The organism is Pseudomonas sp. S09G 359 (genome assembly GCF_002843605.1).
Lineage (GTDB): Bacteria > Pseudomonadota > Gammaproteobacteria > Pseudomonadales > Pseudomonadaceae > Aquipseudomonas.
Window position 1 is genome coordinate 6664845 of the sequence record NZ_CP025263.1, and the last position, 22028, is coordinate 6686872.

The 22028-nt window shown below is 61.0% G+C and carries 18 protein-coding genes; 10 read left to right on the forward strand and 8 right to left on the reverse strand.

Features of this window, described 5'->3' with window-relative positions:
* Window positions 1–56 precede the first annotated feature (56 nt).
* From CXQ82_RS30745 to CXQ82_RS30755, 3 genes are all read left to right on the forward strand, one after another.
* Window positions 57–1091 (forward strand): histone deacetylase family protein, encoded by a 1035-nt coding sequence (locus tag CXQ82_RS30745; protein WP_101273644.1) that lies wholly within the window; start codon window positions 57–59, stop codon window positions 1089–1091.
* Window positions 1088–2179: a polyamine ABC transporter substrate-binding protein gene (locus tag CXQ82_RS30750; protein ID WP_101273645.1), complete on the forward strand. Its 1092-nt coding sequence runs from the start codon at window positions 1088–1090 to the stop codon at window positions 2177–2179. The genes CXQ82_RS30745 and CXQ82_RS30750 overlap by 4 nt, the downstream gene beginning before the upstream one ends.
* Window positions 2180–2304: 125 nt before the next feature.
* Window positions 2305–6948 (forward strand): dermonecrotic toxin domain-containing protein, encoded by a 4644-nt coding sequence (locus CXQ82_RS30755; RefSeq protein ID WP_101273646.1) that lies wholly within the window; start codon window positions 2305–2307, stop codon window positions 6946–6948.
* Between the two features lie 6 nt (window positions 6949–6954).
* Here CXQ82_RS30755 and CXQ82_RS30760 read toward each other — a convergent pair whose 3' ends face one another.
* Window positions 6955–8502, reverse strand: coding sequence for a PLP-dependent aminotransferase family protein (locus tag CXQ82_RS30760; protein WP_101273647.1), 1548 nt, complete (start codon window positions 8500–8502; stop codon window positions 6955–6957).
* Window positions 8503–8592: 90 nt separating this feature from the next.
* Between CXQ82_RS30760 and CXQ82_RS30765 the strand changes: the two genes are divergently transcribed.
* From CXQ82_RS30765 to CXQ82_RS30775, 3 genes are read left to right on the forward strand one after another with little or no spacing between them, the layout of a single operon-like run.
* A complete protein-coding gene (locus CXQ82_RS30765) occupies window positions 8593–9231 on the forward strand; it encodes an FMN-binding negative transcriptional regulator (protein WP_101273648.1) in 639 nt (212 codons plus the stop codon).
* The gene (locus CXQ82_RS30770) at window positions 9228–9674 is read left to right on the forward strand and encodes a GNAT family N-acetyltransferase (protein ID WP_101273649.1); all 447 of its coding nucleotides are present in this window, start codon (window positions 9228–9230) and stop codon (window positions 9672–9674) included. Before CXQ82_RS30765 ends, CXQ82_RS30770 begins: the two co-directional genes overlap by 4 nt.
* A 10-nt stretch (window positions 9675–9684) precedes the next feature.
* Window positions 9685–10353, forward strand: coding sequence for a GNAT family N-acetyltransferase (locus tag CXQ82_RS30775; RefSeq protein WP_101273650.1), 669 nt, complete (start codon window positions 9685–9687; stop codon window positions 10351–10353).
* A 123-nt stretch (window positions 10354–10476) separates the two neighbouring features.
* On the opposite strand, the gene CXQ82_RS30785 is transcribed toward CXQ82_RS30775, so the two are convergent.
* Window positions 10477–11373, reverse strand: a complete 897-nt coding sequence (locus CXQ82_RS30785) for a homocysteine S-methyltransferase family protein (RefSeq protein ID WP_101273651.1) — start codon at window positions 11371–11373, stop codon at window positions 10477–10479.
* A gap of 112 nt (window positions 11374–11485) precedes the next feature.
* On the opposite strand from CXQ82_RS30785, the gene CXQ82_RS30790 reads away from it, so the two are divergent.
* Both CXQ82_RS30790 and CXQ82_RS30795 read left to right on the forward strand, forming a co-directional pair.
* Window positions 11486–12307 (forward strand): ABC transporter substrate-binding protein, encoded by an 822-nt coding sequence (locus tag CXQ82_RS30790; protein ID WP_101273652.1) that lies wholly within the window; start codon window positions 11486–11488, stop codon window positions 12305–12307.
* A 32-nt stretch (window positions 12308–12339) separates the two neighbouring features.
* Window positions 12340–13110 carry an amino acid ABC transporter permease gene (locus CXQ82_RS30795; RefSeq protein ID WP_101273889.1) on the forward strand — a complete coding sequence of 257 codons (771 nt, stop codon included), beginning with the start codon at window positions 12340–12342 and terminating at the stop codon, window positions 13108–13110.
* Between the two features lie 5 nt (window positions 13111–13115).
* Here CXQ82_RS30795 and CXQ82_RS30800 read toward each other — a convergent pair whose 3' ends face one another.
* Both CXQ82_RS30800 and CXQ82_RS30805 read right to left on the reverse strand, forming a co-directional pair.
* A complete protein-coding gene (locus CXQ82_RS30800) occupies window positions 13116–13391 on the reverse strand; it encodes a helix-turn-helix domain-containing protein (RefSeq protein WP_101273653.1) in 276 nt (91 codons plus the stop codon).
* Window positions 13388–14722 (reverse strand): HipA domain-containing protein, encoded by a 1335-nt coding sequence (locus CXQ82_RS30805; protein ID WP_101273654.1) that lies wholly within the window; start codon window positions 14720–14722, stop codon window positions 13388–13390. Before CXQ82_RS30805 ends, CXQ82_RS30800 begins: the two co-directional genes overlap by 4 nt.
* A 291-nt stretch (window positions 14723–15013) precedes the next feature.
* Here CXQ82_RS30805 and CXQ82_RS30810 point away from each other — a divergent pair, with 291 nt between their 5' ends.
* Complete coding sequence (locus CXQ82_RS30810; RefSeq protein WP_101273655.1) at window positions 15014–16291, forward strand: autotransporter domain-containing protein; 1278 nt, start codon at window positions 15014–15016, stop codon at window positions 16289–16291.
* A gap of 83 nt (window positions 16292–16374) precedes the next feature.
* Here the strand turns inward: CXQ82_RS30810 and oadA are convergent, their stop codons facing one another.
* Together oadA and CXQ82_RS30820 are read right to left on the reverse strand one after the other, a co-directional pair.
* Window positions 16375–18198 carry a sodium-extruding oxaloacetate decarboxylase subunit alpha gene (oadA, locus tag CXQ82_RS30815; RefSeq protein WP_101273656.1) on the reverse strand — a complete coding sequence of 608 codons (1824 nt, stop codon included), beginning with the start codon at window positions 18196–18198 and terminating at the stop codon, window positions 16375–16377.
* 11 nt (window positions 18199–18209) lie between these two features.
* Complete coding sequence (locus CXQ82_RS30820; RefSeq protein ID WP_101273657.1) at window positions 18210–19625, reverse strand: acetyl-CoA carboxylase biotin carboxylase subunit; 1416 nt, start codon at window positions 19623–19625, stop codon at window positions 18210–18212.
* Between the two features lie 195 nt (window positions 19626–19820).
* Between CXQ82_RS30820 and CXQ82_RS30825 the strand changes: the two genes are divergently transcribed.
* Complete coding sequence (locus CXQ82_RS30825; RefSeq protein ID WP_101273658.1) at window positions 19821–20795, forward strand: LysR family transcriptional regulator; 975 nt, start codon at window positions 19821–19823, stop codon at window positions 20793–20795.
* Here CXQ82_RS30825 and CXQ82_RS30830 read toward each other — a convergent pair.
* Both CXQ82_RS30830 and hexR read right to left on the reverse strand, forming a co-directional pair.
* Window positions 20725–20922, reverse strand: coding sequence for a PA3496 family putative envelope integrity protein (locus CXQ82_RS30830; RefSeq protein ID WP_101273659.1), 198 nt, complete (start codon window positions 20920–20922; stop codon window positions 20725–20727). The two genes, CXQ82_RS30825 and CXQ82_RS30830, sit on opposite strands and share 71 nt — an antisense overlap.
* A gap of 215 nt (window positions 20923–21137) precedes the next feature.
* On the reverse strand, window positions 21138–22004 hold the full coding sequence (gene hexR, locus CXQ82_RS30835) for a transcriptional regulator HexR (RefSeq protein ID WP_003177007.1): 867 nt from the start codon (window positions 22002–22004) through the stop codon (window positions 21138–21140).
* Between the last annotated feature and the right edge of the window lie 24 nt (window positions 22005–22028).

Genomic DNA, 22028 nt, shown 5'->3' on the forward strand with positions numbered 1-22028 from the left:
ATAAACCTCGGCCGCCGCAAGACTGCATGCACCGACAGCCTGCGGAGAACAACAAGATGCTGACGATCTACTCGCACGATCACCACCTGCACCACGGCCGCTGCGAATTGATGGACGGGCAATTGATGCCCTGCTTCGAAATGCCCTCGCGCGCCGACCATGTGTTGCAACGGGTCAAGGACCGCGAACTCGGCCCGGTACAAGCGCCCCAGGACTTTGGCCTGGCGCCGTTGCAACGCATCCACAGCACCGACTACCTCGAGTTCTTCAAAGGCGCCTGGGCGCGTTGGACCGAATTCAACCAGGACGGCGACTTGCTGCCCTACACCTGGCCTGCCCGCACCCTGCGCCGCGTGCTGCCCACCAGCCTGCATGGCCAGCTCGGTTATTACAGCTTCGACGGCGGCGCACCGATTACCGCCGGCACCTGGCAAGCCGCGTACAGCGCGGCCCAGGTCGCCCTCACCGCGCAACAGGCGATCCAGCAAGGTGCCCAGAGTGCCTTCGCCCTGTGCCGACCGCCCGGGCACCATGCCGCCAGCGACTTGATGGGCGGCTATTGCTACCTCAACAACGCGGCGATTGCCGCCCAGGCGTTTCTCGACCAGGGCCACCAAAAAGTCGCAATTCTCGACGTGGACTACCACCACGGCAACGGTACCCAATCGATTTTCTACGCGCGCAGCGATGTGCTGTTCACCTCGATCCACGGGCACCCGGAAGCGGAGTTTCCGTTCTTTCTCGGTTATGCCGATGAGCTCGGCGAAGGGCCCGGTGAGGGCTTCAACTTCAACTATCCACTGCCCGCCGGCGCCGGCTGGGACACCTGGAGCGCAGCGCTGGAGCAGGCCTGCGCCGAGATCGACCGCTACGGCGCGGATGTCATCGTGGTCTCCCTCGGCGTCGACACCTTCAAGGACGACCCGATCTCGCAATTCAAGCTCGACAGCCCGGACTACCTGGCCATGGGCGCGCGTATCGCCCGTCTCGGCAAACCGACGCTGTTTGTGATGGAAGGCGGTTACGCGGTGGAAGAAATCGGCATCAATGCCGTCAACGTTCTTGAAGGTTTCGAGGAAGCAGCCCAATGAAGATGCTTACGTCTCTAGCGCTCTGTGCCGCCGTGTTAAGCAGCGCCGCGCACGCCGAAGAAAAAACCCTGCGGGTCTACAACTGGTTCGACTACATCACGCCCAAGGCGCTGGAGGATTTCAAGGCGCAGAACCCCAAGGTCAAGCTGGTGTACGACATTTTCGACACCAACGAAGCGCTGGAGGCCAAGCTACTCACGGGTAACTCCGGCTATGACGTGGTGGTGCCGTCCAACGTGTTCCTCGCCAAGCAGATCGAGGCCGGCGTGTTCCAGCCCCTGGACCGCAGCCAGTTGCCGAACTGGAACCACCTCGACCCCAAGCTGATGAAGCTGATCGAAGCCAACGACCCGGGCAATAAATTCGCCGTGCCGTACATGTACGGCACCATCCTGATCGGCTTCAACCCGGACAAGGTCAAGGCCGCGCTGGGCGCCGATGCACCGGTGGACAGCTGGGACCTGATCTTCAAGGAAGAGAACATCAGCAAGCTCAAGCAATGCGGTGTGGCCTTGCTCGATTCGCCGTCGGAAATCCTGCCCCTGGCCCTGCAACACCTGGGCCTGGACCCTAACAGCAGCAACCCCAAGGACTACGAAAAAGCCGAAGCGTTGCTGATGAAGATTCGCCCCTACATCACCTACTTCCACTCCTCCAAGTACATGGCCGATATCGCCAACGGTGACATCTGCGTGGCCGTCGGCTATTCCGGCAGCTTCTCCCAGGCCGCCAACCGCGCCAAGGAGGCCAAGAATGGCGTGACCGTGGACATGCGCCTGCCTAAAGAAGGCGCGCCGATCTGGTTCGACATGCTCGCGATTCCCAAAGGCGCGAAAAACCCCGCAGACGCCTACACCTTCATCAATTACCTGCTGCAACCTTCGGTGATCGCGCCGATCAGCGATTTTGTCGGCTACCCCAACCCCAACAAGGATGCGACAGGCCTGGTGGACCCGACGATCCGCAACAACCCCAACCTGTACCCCACCGAAGCCGCCATGGCCACGCTCTACACCCTGAAACCGCTGGGCCGGGATGCCGAACGCGCCCGTACCCGAGCGTGGACCAAGATCAAATCCGGAACCTGACGCGCATGTGGCGAGGGAGCTTTATCCCTCGCCACCGTTTGAACAGTTAACTACCACCCCGCCCCCGGCAGGGCTCGCTACTTTCTGGCCATCCGATCGCTTTATTGCCAGCAAGGAACGCCCTCATGCCCCAACCCTCCACCGACCAAGCGTCACTCAACGGCAACAGCCTGCTCACTCAACTGACCACCGGCCCATCCATTCGCGAAGTGGCCGCGAACGTGTTGCGGCCGGAGTTGAAGGAGCTGTATCCGGAATTGGATATCGACCCGGACCTGGCGATCGTCGTCTCGCCCGCCTGGCTGATCATCAATGACGAAGTGGTGCCAGGCTTGCCTCATCATGAGTCGCTTACCGGCGCACTCGCACGACGCGCCGTTTCCGATACACCGCTGACCTACATCGACGGCGAGCACTACCTGACCGACCGCGCCGCCGACGGCCCGGACATCCACCTGCCGGTGCGTATCGACGCCATCGGCCGGCTGATCAATGAATGTGCACCGCTGTTGTTCATCGCCTATCAGGAACAGCAACTGGCGTTCTGGAACCAGACCAATGGCCCCCGCGGCACCCGCTGGCAGACCTTCGCCCATGCGTTGCGCAACGTCTGGGATATCAAGCCGTCCGTAGGCTGGGGCGAGGATGAATGTGCGATGGCGAAAAACGTGTTCCTGTACCCGGATTACGCCGCACGCCTGCCCAATGACACCTACCGCACCCGTGCCTACCTGATGGACGTCGACATCGACCGAGGCACCGCCACCGAACACCTCAACCTCGCCGCCCTCGCCATCCTGATCGGCTCCCACGACCAGCACACGATGATCCTCACGCACTCGATTGCGACCGGCTACCAACAGTTCGACAGCCAGCAAGCACTGGGCCAGGCACTGACCCTGCATGCCACCAACCTCAAGGATGAAACACTGCGCTGGCGCCTGTTTGAGCCCCAGGGGGATTTTTTCGAGTACCAGGCGTGTTCGCTGATCGGCCTGCAAATCGATGCCATCGGCAAGCTCTCCATGGGCGACACGCTCGGGCAGGCCAGTGACGATATCTCCCTGCGCGGGGAGCTGGAATTCGGGCAATTGTCGTCGGACGACCGCGACAAGCTGGAAAAAGTCAGCGATGCGCTCCCCGACTGGTTGAAGACCACCAGCCAGGCCGACCTGTCCCGCTATAGCCGCTATATGTTCGACATTGCCACCCTCAATAGCAGCGTCGCCAACAAGACCTATCAGGATGATATTCCACTGATCAGCGATTACGCCCTGCAGGCTATCGCCGAGGCCATGGCCAAGACCTTAACCCCCGCCCAGAAAAAAGACCTGGGCCTGGTGGCGAATGGCGAGCAACTCAATCAGCAACTGATGCTCAAGCTCAAAAACGTGCAAATCAGCGTGACCAGTCAAGTGGTCTGGGGGTTGTTCACCGCGCCCGGTCTGACCAGCACCGTCACCTTCAGCCTGGCCGACCTGGCCCTGCAAAACCTGATCGCCCTGCCGTTGGGCAACAAGGTTGCGACCTACAAGGATGGCCGCAGCTTGCCGACCTGGATGAGCGTGACGTACCTGCAAGACCTGATCACCCAAGTGAATATCGGCGAGCAGTACCCCAAACGGGTGAAAACTATCCTGCTCGACGATCCTGTGCAGTCGCAGCTCAGGCAAACCCTCTATATCGACCAGCTGCGCCTGCAATTGCCACTGCTGGCGCTGCAATACAAGATCCGCCGCCAGTACGGCGTGAATGAACAAGGCTACCGTTATATCTGCGCGGCCATGGCAAGCGACCCCAACCTACGCCGCGTAAACGGCTACAACGTGGTCATCCGGCCCCTGGCATTTATCCCCACGCGCCGCACCAGCCAGGCTGTGGACCTGGTCAGCAACATGTTCGTCATCGGCCCGCAGCACCCGGCCCAGGGCCCCTGCCTGCTGTATCGACCCCAGTCCACAGCACAGTTGATGCAATTTGCCTCGCCGATCAACTTGATCTACGCCATCAAACAACCTGGCGAGCTACGCGAATCGGTGTTGGCCTGGCTGCCTGATGGCGTGCGGTCCGACTACACACAATTTGTCTTCCCCGGTCCTTTGCTCGCCTCGCCCCGGACGCTGTCCACCCTGTTGGTAGAACCGTGGCTGGCGGTAAGCATGACCGGGCCGGTCATTCTCGGTAGCCAGACCCTGCATAACGACAACCTGGCGACCCTGTTCACATCCAATGCAAAGGCGCTGGTCGACCTCGCCGACAAGCAGTCGGTCTCCAACGCGGAGGCCCGCTGGGAAAGTTTCAAGCGAGCCGGCTGGACGATCTTCAATGCCGCGCTGCCGTTTTTGGGCAAAACCGTCGGCACGGCCGCCTGGATCAACCAACTGATCAATGACGTGCAGCAAGCCATCGACGCTGAGGAAAGTGGCGACAGCGAGGCAAAATGGTCAGCCTTGACCGATATTTTCCTCAACCTGGGCATGGTCCTGGCGCTGCACCTGGCCAGCCGCCAAAGCTCCGCAGGGCGCGTGGAAAAGCCCACGGTGAAAGAGTCAGCCCCCCTCATCCCTGCGGAGCCGCCGACTCAAACAACCCCGCAGCAACTGCCCGATATCCAGGCCTCAGAACTGCCCACTGGCCATGAACCCTCCCTGTATACCCTGGGGGCCCTGACGCGCAAAACCCTGGATCTGAGAAAGACCCTGGAGAGCTTCAGCGTGACCCGCCCCGAAACACTGGGCGCGCAGCAAACCCAGCCGGGCCCGCACCAACACCTCTACCCCCTCGATGATCAATGGTATGCCCCGGTGGGCGAGCGCTGGTTCAAGGTGCAACTGGACGAAAACGACACGGTGCTGATCGTCGATGCCACCAACCCCGCACGCCTGGGCCCGGTGCTGATCAACAACCGTGCGGGCCAATGGTTCGTCGATACGCGCTTGCGCCTGCGGGGCGGGGGGTTCAGAAGCCGGATGAAAAAAGGCCAGCGGCTCAAGCCGGTCACGGCCAGCAGCCTGCGCGAGCAGCTGGACGCCTTCAACCGGGATGAAAAAAAACACTGCCAAGCCTTGGAGACCGCCCGCAGTCTCAGCCGGGCCGCGCCACCCGCCACGGCCGACAGCGCACTGAAGACGTTTCTCGCGACACTGGATAAACGTCGCGACGAGTACGAAACACCAATTGCCCAGCTGAAATCCCTGAACCTGATCGACGTGGTACCCGACTATCCCGCACGCATGCTCAGCTATCTGCAGCAGCAACTACTCATTGCGCAATCGGGCGTCAACGAACTGCAGAAAGTCTTCCAGGCGGGCTTGGACGCCGCCGGACAAAGCATGGCCACCGACCCGGAAGAAGTCTTCGCCCGTCGGCGCATGGCCGATACGACCGTGGATATGATCCGCCAGTTGGAGCACATGCATTCACGCTTCAAATTCCTGAGGGAGTTGGGTGCCGCGGGCGCAGAACTGGAACTGAAGACCCGCGCGGACCTGCCACGGTTTGATCTGGATGATCTGAAAAGCTACCGCATTTCGCTGGCGCGCTCCCTGTGCCTGCGGGAAAACAGCACAGCGGATATGACCGAAGCGCGTAGCAGTGTGAACGAGATCGTGCAGACCGCCCAATTCGCCGTGCAAAGCGCCCGCGAGCTGGCAGAGCAGCAGGCTGAACTCGACCTCGACATGCAAATCGAGGCGCTCGACAACCTGGTCGACCAATTTACCGTGACAGACCAGAACCTGTTGGACTTGCCAAACGAGTACCCGCAGCTGATAGAAAAAACGTCGGTGGACGACCTGCGCAAGCAAATCGACGAATACGCACAACGGGCAGTGCGGTCGCTGAACACTGCGCTGCGCGAGCGCAAAGTCCAGGACGCCAGAGCCGAGGCTGAGGCGTCATCAAGCACGTCTGCCCGCCCCAAAAAGGCGGTTATCAGGACGCGCTTCCAGGGTGTGATCGTCGGCGAGCCGCGTGCGAACGATCCCGACTTTGTAGACGTCAAGGCGCCCCTGACCCATCAGGTCATCGCAACATTTCACAAAAAAGCCGGTGGCAATTGGGTTGAGCACACCACACCTCTCCCTCCCGCGAGCCGCCCACCCACCGTGAGCCCGGCCAACAGCCTTAGAAAAGCGCAGGCGCTGCTGGACGACGTCGACCGTTTTATCCAGCGCACCAAGACACAGGCCGACGAACCTCAACGGTTACCGGTGGAGATCGAGGAGAAGTTCGAGCGCCGGGCAAAAACACTGGAACAGGCCAGCCGCATCATCGAACACGCCGCCAACGCTACCAACGAAACCGATATTACTGCCTTCCAGGCGATGAACCGGCAGCTCGATGAGGCGGTGAAAAAGCTCTATCGCGAAGGGCGTCGCGTGCGGCTCGACATGCTCAAGAGTCGCCTGCCAACGGCCGGCCATGTGGAGTTGTTGTCCACCGAAAAAGAGGTGAGCATTAATGCGTCAGGTGTTCGCCGCCGGCTCAAAGGTCCAAAAAAGGATTTCATGCAGGAATATGAGGTGCGAGACCAAAAAACCAAAAGAGTGCTGTGGTATGCACACTTTCACTACACGAGCCTGGACGCGCCAGGCGAGGCATACACCGCCGCGCACCTCAAAACCCCGGAACAACGCCGGCTGGGCGGCGCGTTTGAAGAGTATGAGGGCATGCCGGAGCAGTTACGCCGTGCCGTCTATCGCGCCAAGATCGGCCCGCACCTGGCGCGCACGCTGTTCCTGAGCAAGGCACCCGCTTCGGCCACCTGAAGCGGATTATCTCCAGGCCTGACGCAACCGCGCCAGTGCCTGGCTGATCTGCGCTTCGGGTACGGCCGCAAAACCCAGGACCAGCCCGGCACGCTGGTCTGACAGCGTGCCGGAATCGGGCAACCAGTAACTGCTCAGCCCATTGACCTCTACGCCCGCCGCCGCAGCCTGGGCAACCAGTACCTGCTCCCGAGCCACGTTGTGTACCGGCACCGTCAGGTGCAACCCGGCCGCCACACCTGGCAGTTTGCCAATGCCCTCGATACCCTCGGGCCATTCGCCAAGCAAGGTGTTCAAACGGCTCAACGCGGCGCGGCGCATGCGGCGCACATGCCGCTGGAAATGACCGGCGGCCATGAACTCGGCCATCACCGCCTGGGTGCTGACCTCGGAGTGGCGTACATCCACCGCCCGCCGCCGGGCGAAGGCCTGCACCAGCTCCGCGGGCAGCACCAGATAACCCAGGCGCAACGCCGGAAACGCGACCTTGCCGAACGTGCCGACGTAGAGCACTCGCCCGCTGCGGTCCAGCGCTGCCAGCGGCGCCAGGGGTGCGCCGCTGTAACGGTATTCACCGTCGTAGTCGTCCTCGATGATCCAGCCGCCAGTGCGTTCGGCCCAAGCCAGCAACTCCAGGCGCCGCGCCAGGCTCATCACCACGCCCATGGGGTATTGGTGAGAGGGCGTGACATAGGCCAGGCGGCACTGCTTGATGGCATTTAGCGCCGTGCAATCGATACCTTCGCTGTCCACTGCCACGCCGTGCAGGTGCGCACCGGCAACCGCGAAGGCATGGCCGGCGGCGCGGTAGCCTGGGTTTTCAATCGCGACGCTGTCGCCCGGCCCCACCAGCAACTGTGCACAAAGGCTGATTGCCTGCTGCGCGCCACTGGTGATCACTATTTGCTCAGCGGTGCATTGCAGGCCACGCGAGCTGCGCAAGTACGCTGCGATCAGGCCGCGCAAACGCGCATCCCCCGCGGGGTCGCCGTAACACAGTTGCTGCAGGTCCGGCTTACGCCAGAAAGCCGCATTCAGCTTGGCCCACACGTCGAACGGGAACAGATCGAACGCCGGCACCCCCACCCGAAACGCCCGTGGCGGGCCCGTCGGTGGCAACGGTAGATGGTTGGTTTCCACCCGCCCCAAAGCCGGACTGTGGATAACTTGGCTGGATGAAATAACCGGTAAATCCAGCCAATCTGTGGATAACCCTGGGGATAAGCCTGTTGAAAACCCTGTGGATACTTTTGTGGATAATTTTTTTGCGGCCCCGGGAGTTTGTGGCAGTTGCGCCACATAGGTGCCGTCGCCCACCCGCCCTTCGATAAAGCCTTCGGCATACAGCTGGTCGTAGGCGCGTACCACGCTGTTGCGCGAGATCGACAGTGCTGCCGCCAAGTCGCGGCTGGCGGGCAGCCGCGTGCCGCTGACCAGCCGCCCGTCCAGCACCCGTTGGCGCAAGGCCTGGTAGAGCTGGCGTGTCAGGCCGTGGCGGCGGTCCAGTTCGATACCGGCGGGGTTGAACGACAGCGGTGGCTCAATCGGCGGCATCGAATTGGACCTATGAAATTGGCTATAGATGGCTCTTACAACGAACCATTAGCCTGCCTAGGATGCAGGCATTCGCCAAGGAAAATCTTCATGTACACACCTCGCGCCTTTGCTCTCGACGATTTGCCCGAACTGCAGCAACTGATGCACCACACGCGCCTGGCGCAGTTGGTGACCTTTGGCGAGCAAGGCCTGGTGGCCAGCCATTTACCGTTGCTGCTCAACCCCGATGAAGGCCCCAACGGCACCCTCTACGGGCACCTGGCCAAGGCCAATCGCCAATGGCAGGACCTGCAACACGGCGCCGAAGCGCTGGTGATCTTCGCCGGCGCCGAGGCCTACATCAGCCCGGCGTTCTACCCGGCCAAGGCCGAGCACGGCAAAGTGGTGCCGACCTGGAATTACCTGGCGGTGCACGCCTATGGCCTGCCGCAGGTATTCACCGACGCCGAGCGCCTGCTCACGCTGGTCAGCGCCCTCACCGACCGCCACGAAGGCGGCCGTGCACAACCGTGGAAAGTCAGCGACGCCCCCGCCGATTACATCGACGGCATGCTCAAGGCCATCGTCGGCTTTGCCCTGCCGATCGAACGCCTGGTCGGCAAACGCAAACTCAGCCAGAACCGCAGCGCCGAAGACATCGCCGGCGTGCGCGAAGGCCTGGCGGCCAGCACTGATGTGCGCGACCAGACCCTCGCCCGCTTTATTCCCCAAGGAGTTTCAGAATGAGCCAGATCGACATCCGCCCGGTCACCGCCGCCGACCACGCCGCCTGGTTGCCGCTGTGGCAGGCGTACTTGAAGTTCTACAACACCGAGTTGCCCGAGGCCGTGAGCCAAAGCACCTGGCAGCGCCTGATCGACGCCAGCGAGCCGACCCATTCGGCGCTGGCCTGGCAGGATGGCAAGGCGGTGGGCATGGTCAATTTCATCTACCACCGCTCCAACTGGAGCATCGAAAACTCCTGCTACCTGCAAGACCTGCTGGTGGACCCGGCCCAACGCGGCACCGGCGTCGGGCGCAAGCTGATCGAGTTCGTCTACGCCACCGCCAAGGCCGACGGCTGCTGCAAAGTCCATTGGTTAACCCACGAAACCAACGCCACCGCGATTCAACTGTATGAACGCATCGCCGAACGCCCCGGCTTTATCCAGTTTCGCAAAGGCCTTTAAGGAGAACCCCATGACAACCTCGCTTGCCGACTGGAAAGGCGCCCCGGCGCCCACCGTGCAACTGCTCGAAGGGCGCTTTATCCGCCTGGAAAAACTCGACCCGGCGCGCCACGCCGATCAACTGTTCCAAGCCCTTGAAGGCCCTGGCGCCGACCCCAAGCTGTGGGATTATTTGCCCTATGGCCCGTTTCCCGAGCGTGCCGCGTTCGATGCCTGGCTGAACAACCACGCCACCAGTGCCGACCCGTACTTTTTCAGCGTGATCGACCGTGCCAGCGGCCAGGTACAGGGCATCCTCAGCCTGATGTCCATCGTGCCGGCCCAGGGTCGTATCGAAATCGGCCACGTTACCTTCGGCGCGCCGATGCAGCGCTCACCGAAAAGCACCGAGGCTGTGTACCTGCTGGCCAAACACGCGTTCGACCTGGGCTACCGCCGCCTGGAATGGAAGTGCAACAACGGCAACGCCCGCTCCAAATATGCGGCCGAGCGGCTGGGCTTCAGTTTTGAAGGGGTGTTCCGCCAGCATATGGTGGTGAAGGGGCAGAACCGCGACACCGCGTGGTATTCGATTCTGGATGGGGAATGGCCTGCGATTGGCGCAGGGTTTGAAACGTGGCTGTCGGAGGCCAACCAGAGCGGTTCAGGCCAACTGAAAACACTGACCGAGTGCCGATAAAAAACCCAACCCCTGTGGGAGCGGGCTTGCTCGCGAAGGCGGTGTGTCAGTCACTGAAGCTATCGACTGATCCACCGCCTTCGCGAGCAAGCCCGCTCCCACAGAGGGTATGGGTTGATTCAACTACCGCAGTTTCTCGGCCAGCACCGCAATGTGCTCGGGCCCGATCCCGCAGCAGCCGCCCAGATGGGTGGCCCCACGCGCCTGCCAATCGGCTGCCCAGTGCAGGTAACCGGGCGGGTCGAGGTCATCGCGCAAAGGGTCCAGGCCGTCGTTGGCCGTGGCTTCCTTGGGCTGTGGCGGGAAGGCATTGGCGTAGGCGCCGATCTGGATCGTCACCCCCAGGCGCTCGAAGGTCTGGCGAGCGGTATCAATGGCCGCACCAATCACCTCGGGCTGGCTGCAGTTGAACAGCAACACCTGCACCCCCAGTTGCGCCGCCGCTTCGGCCGCGTCTGCGACGGGTTCACCGGAACGCAGGCGTGGCACCTCGTCGGTGTCTTCGTCCTTCAACGTAAATGACAGCCAGAACGGTTTGCCATCCTGAGGCAAACCGGCGTGGATTGCGCGCGCCTCGGCAATCGAACTCTGGGTTTCCGCCAACCACAGGTCAACATGGGGCGCCAGGCCCTGTACCAGCGGCGTCAGCAACTCAGACACACGCTGCGGCTCAAACAGGTCGGGACGATACGAACCGAACAGCGGCGGCAGCGAGCCGGCCACCTGCACGGCTTTGCCGGAGGCGTCTACTGCCCTGCGCGCCAACTCACCCGCCAATGCCGCCAGGGCCTGCCCTTCGGCCGCGAACCGCGCTTCGCCGATATGAAACGGCACCACTGCGTAGCTATTACTGGTGATGACGTTGGCGCCACTGTCGATGTAAGCCGCGTGCACCGCCTCCACCGCCTGTGGGGCCTCGCTCAAGGCCAACGCCGACCACTCGGGCTGCCGGAAGGGCGCACCACGGCGTTGCAGTTCACGGCCCATGCCGCCATCAAGAATTACTGTACCTGCGCCCATATGCTTTTTACTCATAAGCTTATGAAAATAACTCACTATGAGAGTCGTTCTTATAACTATTTAATACGTTCAATTTCATACATATCAACTCTTTTTTATAAAGGTCTTTCCCGTGAAACTGAAACCGCTGCTGGCCTTGGGCCTGACGATTCTGGCCGCTTCCACACAAGCCTTCGGCGGCGCCACCCTGGACCGCGTCGAACAGAAGAAAGAGTTGGTGGGCGTGTTGATGGAGAGCTACCCGCCGTTCTCGTTTCTTAACGAGCAGAACCAACTCGACGGCTTCGACGTTGACGTGGCCAAGGCCGTGGCACAGAAGCTCGGCGTCAAGCTGCGCCTGGAAACCCCGTCCTGGGACGTGATTGCCGCCGGCCGCTGGAGTGGCCGCTACGACATCTGCATCTGCTCCATGACCCCGAGCAAAGCCCGCGCCGAAGTGTTTGATTTCCCGGTGGAGTATTACGCCTCCCCTGCCGTGATCGTGGTCAACGCCAAGGATGATCGAATCCACGGTGCCAAGGACCTCAGCGGCAAGAAAGTCGGCCTCACCAGCGCCTCCAGTTATGAAAGCTACCTGAACAAGAACCTGGTGATCGAAGGCGCCGAAGACACGCAGCTGCAGTACCCGTTCGAGGATGTGCAGATCGCCCCCTACGACACCGACAACGTGGCGTTCCAGGACCTCGGCCTGGGCGCCGGCGTGCGCCTGGATGCGATCCTCACCAACCTGGTCACTGCACAGCCGCGCCTGAACCAAGACCAACGCTTCAAGCTCGCCGGCGAGGCCCTGTATTCGGAGCCCAACTCGGTGGCTATCGAAAAAGGCGACCCGCAGTGGGACAGCAAGGTGCGTGAAGTCTTCGCCCAGCTCAAACAGGACGGCACCTTGAGCAAGCTGTCGCAAAAATGGATCGGTGCCGACATCAGCCAATGACGCCTACCAAGCCACCTTTGCTGCAGCGGCTGCTGGGCTTTCGCATGCGGCTCTACCTGACCTGGGCGGCGCTGTTCGCCCTGTTCGCCAGCTTCTTCCTGAGCTTTGACCTGAAGTTCTCGATCATCCTCGACAAGCTGCCCAACCTGGTCGGCCTGCACCTGGCACCCAACGGCTTCCTGCAAGGCGCGGCGCTGACGGTGTTTCTGTGCCTGTGTTCGATCGTGGCGTCGTCGATATTGGGCTTTGTTACCGCACTGGGGCGCTTGTCGAAAAGTGCCGTGGCCTTTGGCATCGCCAGTTTCTACGCCTCGTTCTTTCGCGGCACGCCGCTGCTGATCCAGATCCTGCTGATCTACCTGGGCCTGCCACAACTGGGCCTCGTGCCCGGCGCCATCGTCGCCGGGATCATCGCGCTGTCACTGAACTATGGCGCCTACCTCAGCGAAATCTTCCGCGCCGGCATCCTCGGCGTACCCCACGGCCAACGGGAAGCCGCGCTGGCGCTGGGGATGCGCGACAGTGCGATCTTCTGGCACGTCACCCTGCCCCAAGCCATGCGCACCATCATCCCACCAGCCACCAACCAGTTCATCTCGATGCTCAAGGACTCGTCGCTGATCTCGGTGATGGGCGTGTGGGAAGTGATGTTCCTGGCGCAGTCTTACGGCCGCTCCAGCTACCGTTACATCGAGATGCTCACCACCGCTGCGATCATTTACTGGGTGATGTCCCTGGGCCTGGAACTGATCCAGGCGCGCATGGAGCGGCATTACGGCAAGGGGTATGTGCGCCGCGGATAAGCGCATTAGAAGCGGCGGTTAAGCTTCACCACTCCCATCTTCAAGCCAAACGGCCTGAACACAGCGTTCAACGATTTGAGGGTCTGGTTGCCCTCGCCATGCTCGATATGCACCAGGGTGCGCACAGAGATTTTGCACATCTTGGCGAACTGGCTCTGGTGCAGCCCGGTGACTTCGGTGCGCAAGCGGCGTACCGCATCGCCGATTTCGAGAGAGCCGTCGGCCAGGCCTTGTTCGATACGCTCGATCAACAAGGCACGGGTATCCATGCTGGTGGTCATCTCAGCCCCCACTCTTGCAGGCGCTGGTCCAGTTTCCCCAGCGGAATGTGGCGATGGTTCAGGGTGACGGAGGGTATGCCGCCGTCGACCAGAATGTCCGGTAAAGCACGCAGATGATCGGCGTCTTTGCGCAAGCGCTCGAAAGCCTCTTGCGGGTCAATTATTCCTGCAAGCGCATCACACACGCCTCGCCAGTTTATCTGGCCGCCCGCCTCCAATGGTTCGGGCCATCGCGTGGTTCGAACGATGCCCTCGGAGTCCATCACCATGGGGGCCAAGTCATAGATAGGCGCCAGGCGTAGAGAGGCGCGCTCTCGGATCACGGACGTATTACGACCATGGTTGTCCGAATTACCCAGCACCTTATTCAGCAAATCCCGGCGTAAATACTCCGCAACGAGATCACTGACCTGGTCCTTCTGGCCCACCTTGATCCATTCATTCACTAAAAGCTGGATGACCTCTAAATGCGACATTTCAGCGCCCGGGATCAGCACGTTCGCCATAGAGTAGATGGACTCGACAGCCAAGCGCTCGACACCTTGCTCAGTGACCTTGCGATCGAAGCGATGCATCCACAGGCTGGGCTTGGCGGCCTCTTCCAATGCCAGCCCCTTCACGGCAACCGTTTCTATCCCGAGGGCCTGCAGCGCCTTGTAGTAGTGGAATTCACTTCTCAGAATGTCTTGGTCGGTCTGTGTAGCCTTGTTACGCGCAAATTTGATGAACCAGTGCTGGGTAACATCAGCGTCATCCAATATCGCATCCGGGTACAGCAGCCCCTTTGCGTCTTCCGCCATCAGTAACTTCGGTGCTTCCCCACCGGCGCCGCTGGCTCCGCCAATTGCCGCACCTTGCTCGTAGGCATAATCCAAAAAGGCGTGATCGCGAATAATCACTTCCTGTCGGGGAAAGCCAATGGGGGGCCTGTCGCTCAACGCCTCGACCGACTCTTTGATACGCATGTTGCCTATAGGCGCGGGCGTGCTGTGCCCCAGCAAAAAAAGATCAGCATCGATATCGTCCGGCTTGTCCCGGCCGACCCGCGCCATCAGAAAACGCTTCGCGGCACCCGCCGGCGCGATATCGTGCAAAAACGCAGGCGCAGCCTGAAGAAAATTAATTTCCCAATCCAGCGGATACCGAACGCTCACCGCCTTGCAAAAAGGCAGTTGAATGTCTTCCAGGTTTTCGACGAGGTACTCACTTTTGTAAGCGAACCGGCAAGTACCTTTGAACCCCTTCTGCGGCTCGGGAAACTCCAGGCGCACAGCATCATGCCAATGACCTGTGACGAAGACCTGAAGCGTCATCTGATAGGTGGTGTTCATTTGCAATTTAATGCACCCAAAAGCAAGTTCTTAATAACATATGCGCAATATAGTGCATCTACAAGGGGTGCCCACGCTGCACAGATGCATTAAAATGCATTTATACAAGGCAATACAGGAAAATTACGCAATAAATTGCAGATAACCCACGCGGTGAAGGTACAGGGTAGAGGCGTTCTTTATCGCCGCATACTAGAGACAACTCCCGCAAAACGACGGTCGCCAGCCTGACATTTATCCCCCCGGCATCCCGCTAAATTCCCGGCCTCATTCATCTGAGGTTGGAATTACATGCCCTGTACACTCCCACAATTCGCCCTTGTCACAGCCCTTGTGATCGGCGCTGTCTGCGTTCAACCCATTCACGCGCAAGGCAGCCACCGGGTGCAGCCCGATGATGTGATTGAGGCCGAATGGTACGAAATACCTGAGGTGCAAGCCGCTCCCATCGACGGTTATCTCACCGAAAAGGCCACCACACACAACGGCTTGCAGGTGGCCAAGGCACTGGAACCGGCGCTGGAGCGTTTGCTCGAATCGGGAAAGCTGAGCTCCGTGCAGATCAAGCAACTGGAGATATTCGCCGATGCACTTGAAAAACAACCCGGCGGCATCGGCGCAAGCCTTGAGCAATTGGCCGGCAGCCAGAACGCCAATCTCGCCGCGGCTACCGATGCCACCACGCAGCACCTCAACACCCAGCTGCTCTCGACCCTGCGCGCCCTGCCCGACGACGATCAGGGCCACTTCTGGGTGCAAGGCCTGGGCAACGACGGCAGTCTCGACCAGCAAGGCGGCAGCGCCAGCCTTAAATACGCGACCCAAGGCCTGTTGATGGGCGCCGACTGGGCAGTGGATTCTGCCTGGCGGCTCGGGGTAACGGGGGCAAAAAGCACCAGCCAATTCAGTACCCGGGACTTTGCCGGCGACCTCGACAGCTGGCACCTGGGTGGCTACGCCGTGCGCCGCGACGGCCCCATGGCCCTGCGCCTGGGGGCGCTTTACAGCAGCCACGCGGGGCAAAACAAACGCAGTGTCACCCTGCTCGATTACAAGGAACACCTGCGGGGCAGCTACAACGCCCAAAGCCAGAGCGTCTTTTCGGAACTGGGTTATCAACTGGGCAGTAGCGCGCTGAGCGTCGAGCCATTCACCGGCCTCGGCTACCAGCGTTATCAACGCGACGGCTACAAGGAAAGCGGTGGCGTGACCGCGCTGAACGTCGGCTCACAAACTCAGCAAAACCTGAGCAGCACCTTCGGCCTGCGCTTGGCGAGCGTGTACCAATTCGATAGCCAGATGAGCCTCACGCCGCACCTCAGCACAAGCTGGAAACACCTCTACGGCAACGTCGACAGCCGGGTTAGCCAGTCCTTTCGCTACAAACCGGCGCTGATGGATGACTTCACCCTCAACGGCACCTCACTGGACCGCAACAGCCTGGCACTGCAAGCAGGCCTGGACCTCGCCTGGTCGGCGCAACATACCCTCGGCCTGACCTACAGCGCTCAATCCGGCAACCAGAGCAGCAACCAGGGCCTGATGGCACAGTGGAAGATGCGCTTCTAACCCCGGCCAGGCATAAATCCCAGGCGAAAAAAAAGGGGGGCACCTGCCCCCCCGAGGATTAAGCGGTAGTGTCGAAGGCTGGATCAGCCTTCGATTTCAATCAGGATTTCACCCGGGTTGACCCGGTCGCCCTTGGCCACATGAACGGCGGTCACCTTGCCGGCAATGGCTGCCTGCACTTCGGTTTCCATCTTCATGGCTTCGGTGATCAGCACGGCCTGGCCGGCCTTGACCACGTCGCCTTCCTTGACCAGCACGTCGACGATATTGCCCGGCATTGCCGTGCTCACATGGCCCGGTTCGGTGGCGTGCTTGCGCTTGCTGCCGCCACTGCTGACAAACTCGTTGAGCGGCTCGAACACCACTTCTTCGGGCATGCCGTCGATGGACAGGTAGAAGTGGCGCTTGCCTTCGGCTTTGACGCCGACACCGGTGATGTCCACGCGGTAGCTTTCGCCGTGCACGTCGATGACGAACTCGGTCGGTACACCTTCGCCACCGGCACGGGCCACGCCGCCGGCTTCGGGGATCGGCAACAGCACTTCAGGCGCCAGGGTGCCGGCGTCGCGTTCTTCGAGGAACTTGCGCCCGATGTCCGGGAACATGGCGTAGGTCAGCACATCTTCCTCGGACTTGGCCAACGCGCCGATTTCGCCGCGCAGCTTGGTCATTTCCGGCTTGAGCAGGTCGGCCGGGCGCACGTCGATCACTTCTTCGCTGCCGATGGCCTGGCGGCGCAGCTTCTCGTTCACCGTGCCCGGCGCCTTGCCGTAGCCACCTTGCAGGTAGAGCTTCACTTCGTTGGTGATGGTTTTGTAGCGCTCGCCGGCCAGCACGTTGAAGAACGCCTGGGTGCCGACGATCTGCGAGGTCGGGGTCACCAGCGGCGGGAAGCCGAGGTCTTCACGCACACGCGGGATTTCGGCCAGCACTTCGCTCATGCGGTTGAGTGCGCCCTGCTCCTTGAGCTGGTTGGCCAGGTTGGAAATCATCCCGCCGGGCACCTGGTTGACTTGCACGCGGGTGTCGACGGCGGTGAATTCGCTTTCGAACTGGTGGTATTTCTTACGCACGGCGTAGAAGTACAGGCCGATCTCTTGCAGCAACTCCAGGCTCAGGCCGGTATCGAATTCGCTGCCTTTAAGGGCCGCGACCATCGACTCGGTGCCCGGGTGGCTGGTGCCCCAGGCGAAACTGGAGATAGCGGTGTCGATATGGTCGGCACCGTTTTCGATGGCCTTGAGTTGGCACATCGCGGCCAGACCGGCGGTGTCGTGGGAGTGGATAAAGATCGGCAGGCTCTGCTCGGCTTTCAACGCCTTGACCAGTTCACCGGTGGCATACGGGGTCAGCAGGCCGGCCATGTCCTTGATCGCGATCGAGTCGCAGCCCATGGATTCCAGCTGCTTGGCCTGGGCCACGAAGGCCTCGACGGTATGCACCGGGCTGGTGGTGTAGGCGATGGTGCCTTGGGCGTGCTTGCCGGCGGCTTTCACCGCTTCGATGGCCACGCGCAAGTTACGCACATCGTTCATGGCGTCGAAGATGCGGAACACGTCGATGCCATTCACGGCGGCCTTGGCGACGAAGGCTTTGACCACGTCGTCGCTGTAGTGGCGGTAGCCCAGCAGGTTCTGGCCACGCAACAGCATTTGCAGGCGCGTATTAGGCAACGCGGCGCGCAGTTTGCGCAGGCGCTCCCACGGGTCTTCTTTCAAAAAGCGCACGCAGGCGTCGAAGGTCGCGCCGCCCCAGACTTCCAGGGACCAGTAGCCGACTTTGTCGAGCTTGTCGCAGATCGGCAGCATGTCGTCGGTGCGCATGCGGGTGGCCAGCAACGATTGGTGGGCGTCGCGCAGGATGGTGTCGGTTACGAAGATTCTTTTGGAAACAAGAGCTTTAGTCATTGGAATATTCCTCACAGGCCTGCGTGGGCGGCGATGGCGGCGGCGATGGCCAGGGCCAGCTCTTCGGGTTTGCGCTTGATCGAGTAGTTGGTCAGCTCAGGGTGGCTTTCCACAAAGCTTGTATTGAACTGGCCACTGCGGAATTCCGGGTTGCGCAGGATTTCCTGGTAGTAGGCGGCGGTGGTCTTCACGCCTTGCAGGCGCATGTCGTCCAGGGCGCGCAGGCCGCGGTCCATGGCTTCTTCCCAGGTCAACGCCCACACCACCAGTTTCAAGCACATGGAATCGTAGAACGGCGGGATGGTGTAGCCGGTGTAGATCGCCGTGTCGGTGCGCACGCCGGGGCCGCCGGGCGCGTAGTAACGGGTGATCTTGCCGAAGCTGGGCAGGAAGTTGTTCTTCGGGTCTTCGGCGTTGATGCGGAACTGCAACGCGAAACCACGGTGCTGGATATCTTCCTGTTTCACCGACAGCGGCAGGTCGGAGGCGATGCGGATCTGCTCGCGAACGATGTCGATGCCGGTGATTTCTTCGGTGATGGTGTGTTCCACCTGCACCCGGGTGTTCATTTCCATGAAGTACACCTCGCCCTCGGCGAGCAGGAACTCCACGGTGCCGGCATTCTCGTAGCCCACGGCCTTGGCCGCACGTACCGACAGGTCGCCGATGTAGGCGCGCTGCTCAGGCGTCAGCTGCGGGCTTGGAGCGATTTCGATGAGCTTCTGGTTACGGCGCTGGATCGAGCAATCGCGCTCGAACAGATGCACCACGTTGCCAAAGCTGTCACCGAGGATCTGCGCCTCGATGTGCTTGGGATTGACGATGCATTTTTCCAGGAACACTTCCGCCGAACCGAAGGCCTTGGTGGCTTCGGAAATTACACGGGGGAAGGCTTGTTCGAGTTCTTCACGGCTGTTGCAACGGCGGATGCCGCGGCCGCCACCACCGGAGGTGGCCTTGAGCATCACCGGGTAACCAATGCGGTCGCCTTCGGTGAGGGCCTCGGCGATGTCGGCAACGTTACCTTCGGTGCCTGGGGTAACCGGCACACCGGCCTTGATCATGCTGCGGCGCGCTTCGGTCTTGTCGCCCATGCGGCGGATGACTTCAGCGGAGGGGCCAATGAACTTGATCCCACGTTCGGCGCAGATGTCTGCCAGTTCGGCGTTTTCCGACAGGAAGCCGTAGCCGGGGTGCAGTGCATCGCAACCGGTTTCCACGGCCAGGTTCACCAGCTTGCGCGGGTTCAGGTAACCGGCCAGGGGCTCGGCACCGATGCTGTGGGCTTCGTCGGCACGCTTGACGTGCAACGCATGGCGGTCGGCGTCGGAGTAGACCGCGACCGAGCGAATGCCCATCTCGGCGCAGGCACGCACGATTCGTACGGCAATTTCACCACGGTTGGCGATCAGGATCTTTTTTATCACTTGGAAATTCCCTTGAGCCGATTGCTGCGTTCTTCGACCCGCTAGACCCGGGTCGGCGCGTGACCAAATGTTTCATGACAGTCGCGAGACACACACTAAGCCTCAGCAGGGATTAACAAAAATCAATAATTATTGGGTTGTGTATAAGTAAAGACTTATAGTCGACGCACCAGGCCCGGACTGAAGGTTTATAAAATGCGTAAGTCATTGATGCGTATGACATTGCGTCAGTTGCAGATTTTCAATGAAGTCTGTGATTTGCGCTCTTACAGCCGCGCAGCCGAGGAAATGTCCCTCACCCAACCGGCTGTTAGCCTACAGATTCGTCAGCTGGAAGAGCTGATCGGCCAGCCATTGTTCGATTATGTCGGCAAAAAGCTCTACATGACCGAGGCCGCCGAAGCCCTGCAACGGGCCAGCCGGGATATTTTCGGGCGCCTGGAAAACCTCGATATGCAGCTGTCGGACATGCAAGGCTCACTGCAAGGCCAGTTGAAGCTGGCGATTGAGTCCAGCGCCAAGTACTTCGTGCCGCACCTGTTTGCCGCGTTCAAGCGCCAGCACCCGGAGGTGCAGTTGCACCTCACGGTGGTCAACCGCGCCCAGGTGATCCGTAGGCTTTCGGACAACCGCGATGACCTGGTGATCATGTCCATGGTGCCCCAGGACATGGGCCTGGAGTTCCTGCCATTCCTCAACAACCCGATCGTCGCCGTGGCGCCCCCCGATCATCCGTTGAGCCTGCAAGGGCCGCTGCGCCTGCAGGACCTGGAACCCTACACGCTGCTGTTGCGCGAACCGGGCTCCGGCACGCGGCTGGCCTGCGAGGAGTATTTCAAGGAGAAACGCGTGCACTTCACCCAGACGGTGGAAGTGGCCTCGGCTGAGGCGCAGCGTGAATGTGTCTGTGCCGGCCTGGGCGTGGCCCTGCTGACGCGCCATGCCGTCAACATGGAACTGGCCACCGGCGGGCTCAAGGAGCTGCCGGTGGAAGAACTGCCGCTGTACCGCAGCTGGTGCCTGGTGCAGGCCAAAGCCAAGCGCCTGTCACCGGTGGCCCATGCGTTCCTGGGCTTTATTCGCAGCGAACGGCTACAGATCAGCGCGCTGGCTGAGCGTTTCGCTGGGCAGCCACGGGTGCCTGCCAGTGGAGTTCCGGGTAGTCACTGATGCTTTGCAGCAGTTGGCGCTCGTCGCAGCGATCTTCGATTGCACGACGGAACGCCATGCGGCGTTGGTCTTCCTGCTGACGACGGGTCTTGACGGAGCTGTTGCTGTCTTCGTAGGGACGGGCCATTTCAAGTCTCCCAAAGCGAGTACGAGGGAGTTCAGGATGGCCCTGGGGGATGACACGGCGATGACAGCCTGGTGAAGATTCTGGGCACACAGGAGATGCAAATGTGGGAGGGGGCTTGCCCCCGATAGCGGTGTATCAGCCAAAACATTCAGTGACTGACACACTGCAATCGGGGGCAAGCCCCCTCCCACATTTGGAATGGGTTTGGACTGTAGTCAGTCGTCGAGGGCTTTGACGGATTTGGGCGAGAGACGCAGGCTGCGCAAGCTGCGCTTCACACTCTTGAGGTGGTTGACCAGGCTCGGCCCGCGCGCCATGGCCACACCCATCGCCAACACGTCGATCACCACCAGGTGGGCGATACGCGAGGTCAGCGGCGTGTAGATTTCGGTGTCTTCGTGCACATCGATCGCCAGGTTGACCGTGGACAATTCCGCCAACGGCGTCTGGCTCGGGCACAGGGTGATCAACGACGCGCCGCTTTCACGCACCAGGTTGGCGGTGATCAGCAGGTCCTTGGAGCGGCCCGACTGGGAAATACAGATCGCCACATCGGTAGGCTTCAAGGTCACCGCCGACATCGCCTGCATATGCGGGTCGCTGTAGGCCGCCGCCGTCAGCAGCAAGCGGAAAAATTTGTGTTGGGCATCCGCCGCCACCGCACCGGAAGCACCAAAGCCGTAGAACTCCACACGCTGGGCCTGGGACATGGCGGTCACGGCTTTTTGCAGTTCTACCGGGTCGAGCTTCTCGCGCACTTCCATCAAGGTGTGCAGGGTGGTGTCGAAGATTTTCAGGCTGTAGTCGGCGACGGAATCGTCTTCGTGGATCGCAAACTGCCCGAAGCTGGCACCGGCAGCCAGGCTCTGGGCCAGCTTGAGTTTCAAGTCCTGGAACCCGGAGCAACCGATGGCGCGGCAGAAGCGCACGATGGTCGGCTCGCTGATGCCCACGCTGTGAGCCAGGTCGGCCATGGAACTGTGCATCACGGCCGCAGGGTCAAGCAGCACGTGATCGGCAACCTTGAGTTCCGATTTGCGTAACAGGTGGCGCGACTGGGCGATATGTTGCAACAGGTTCAAAGGACAGGACTCTTGTTATTGGCA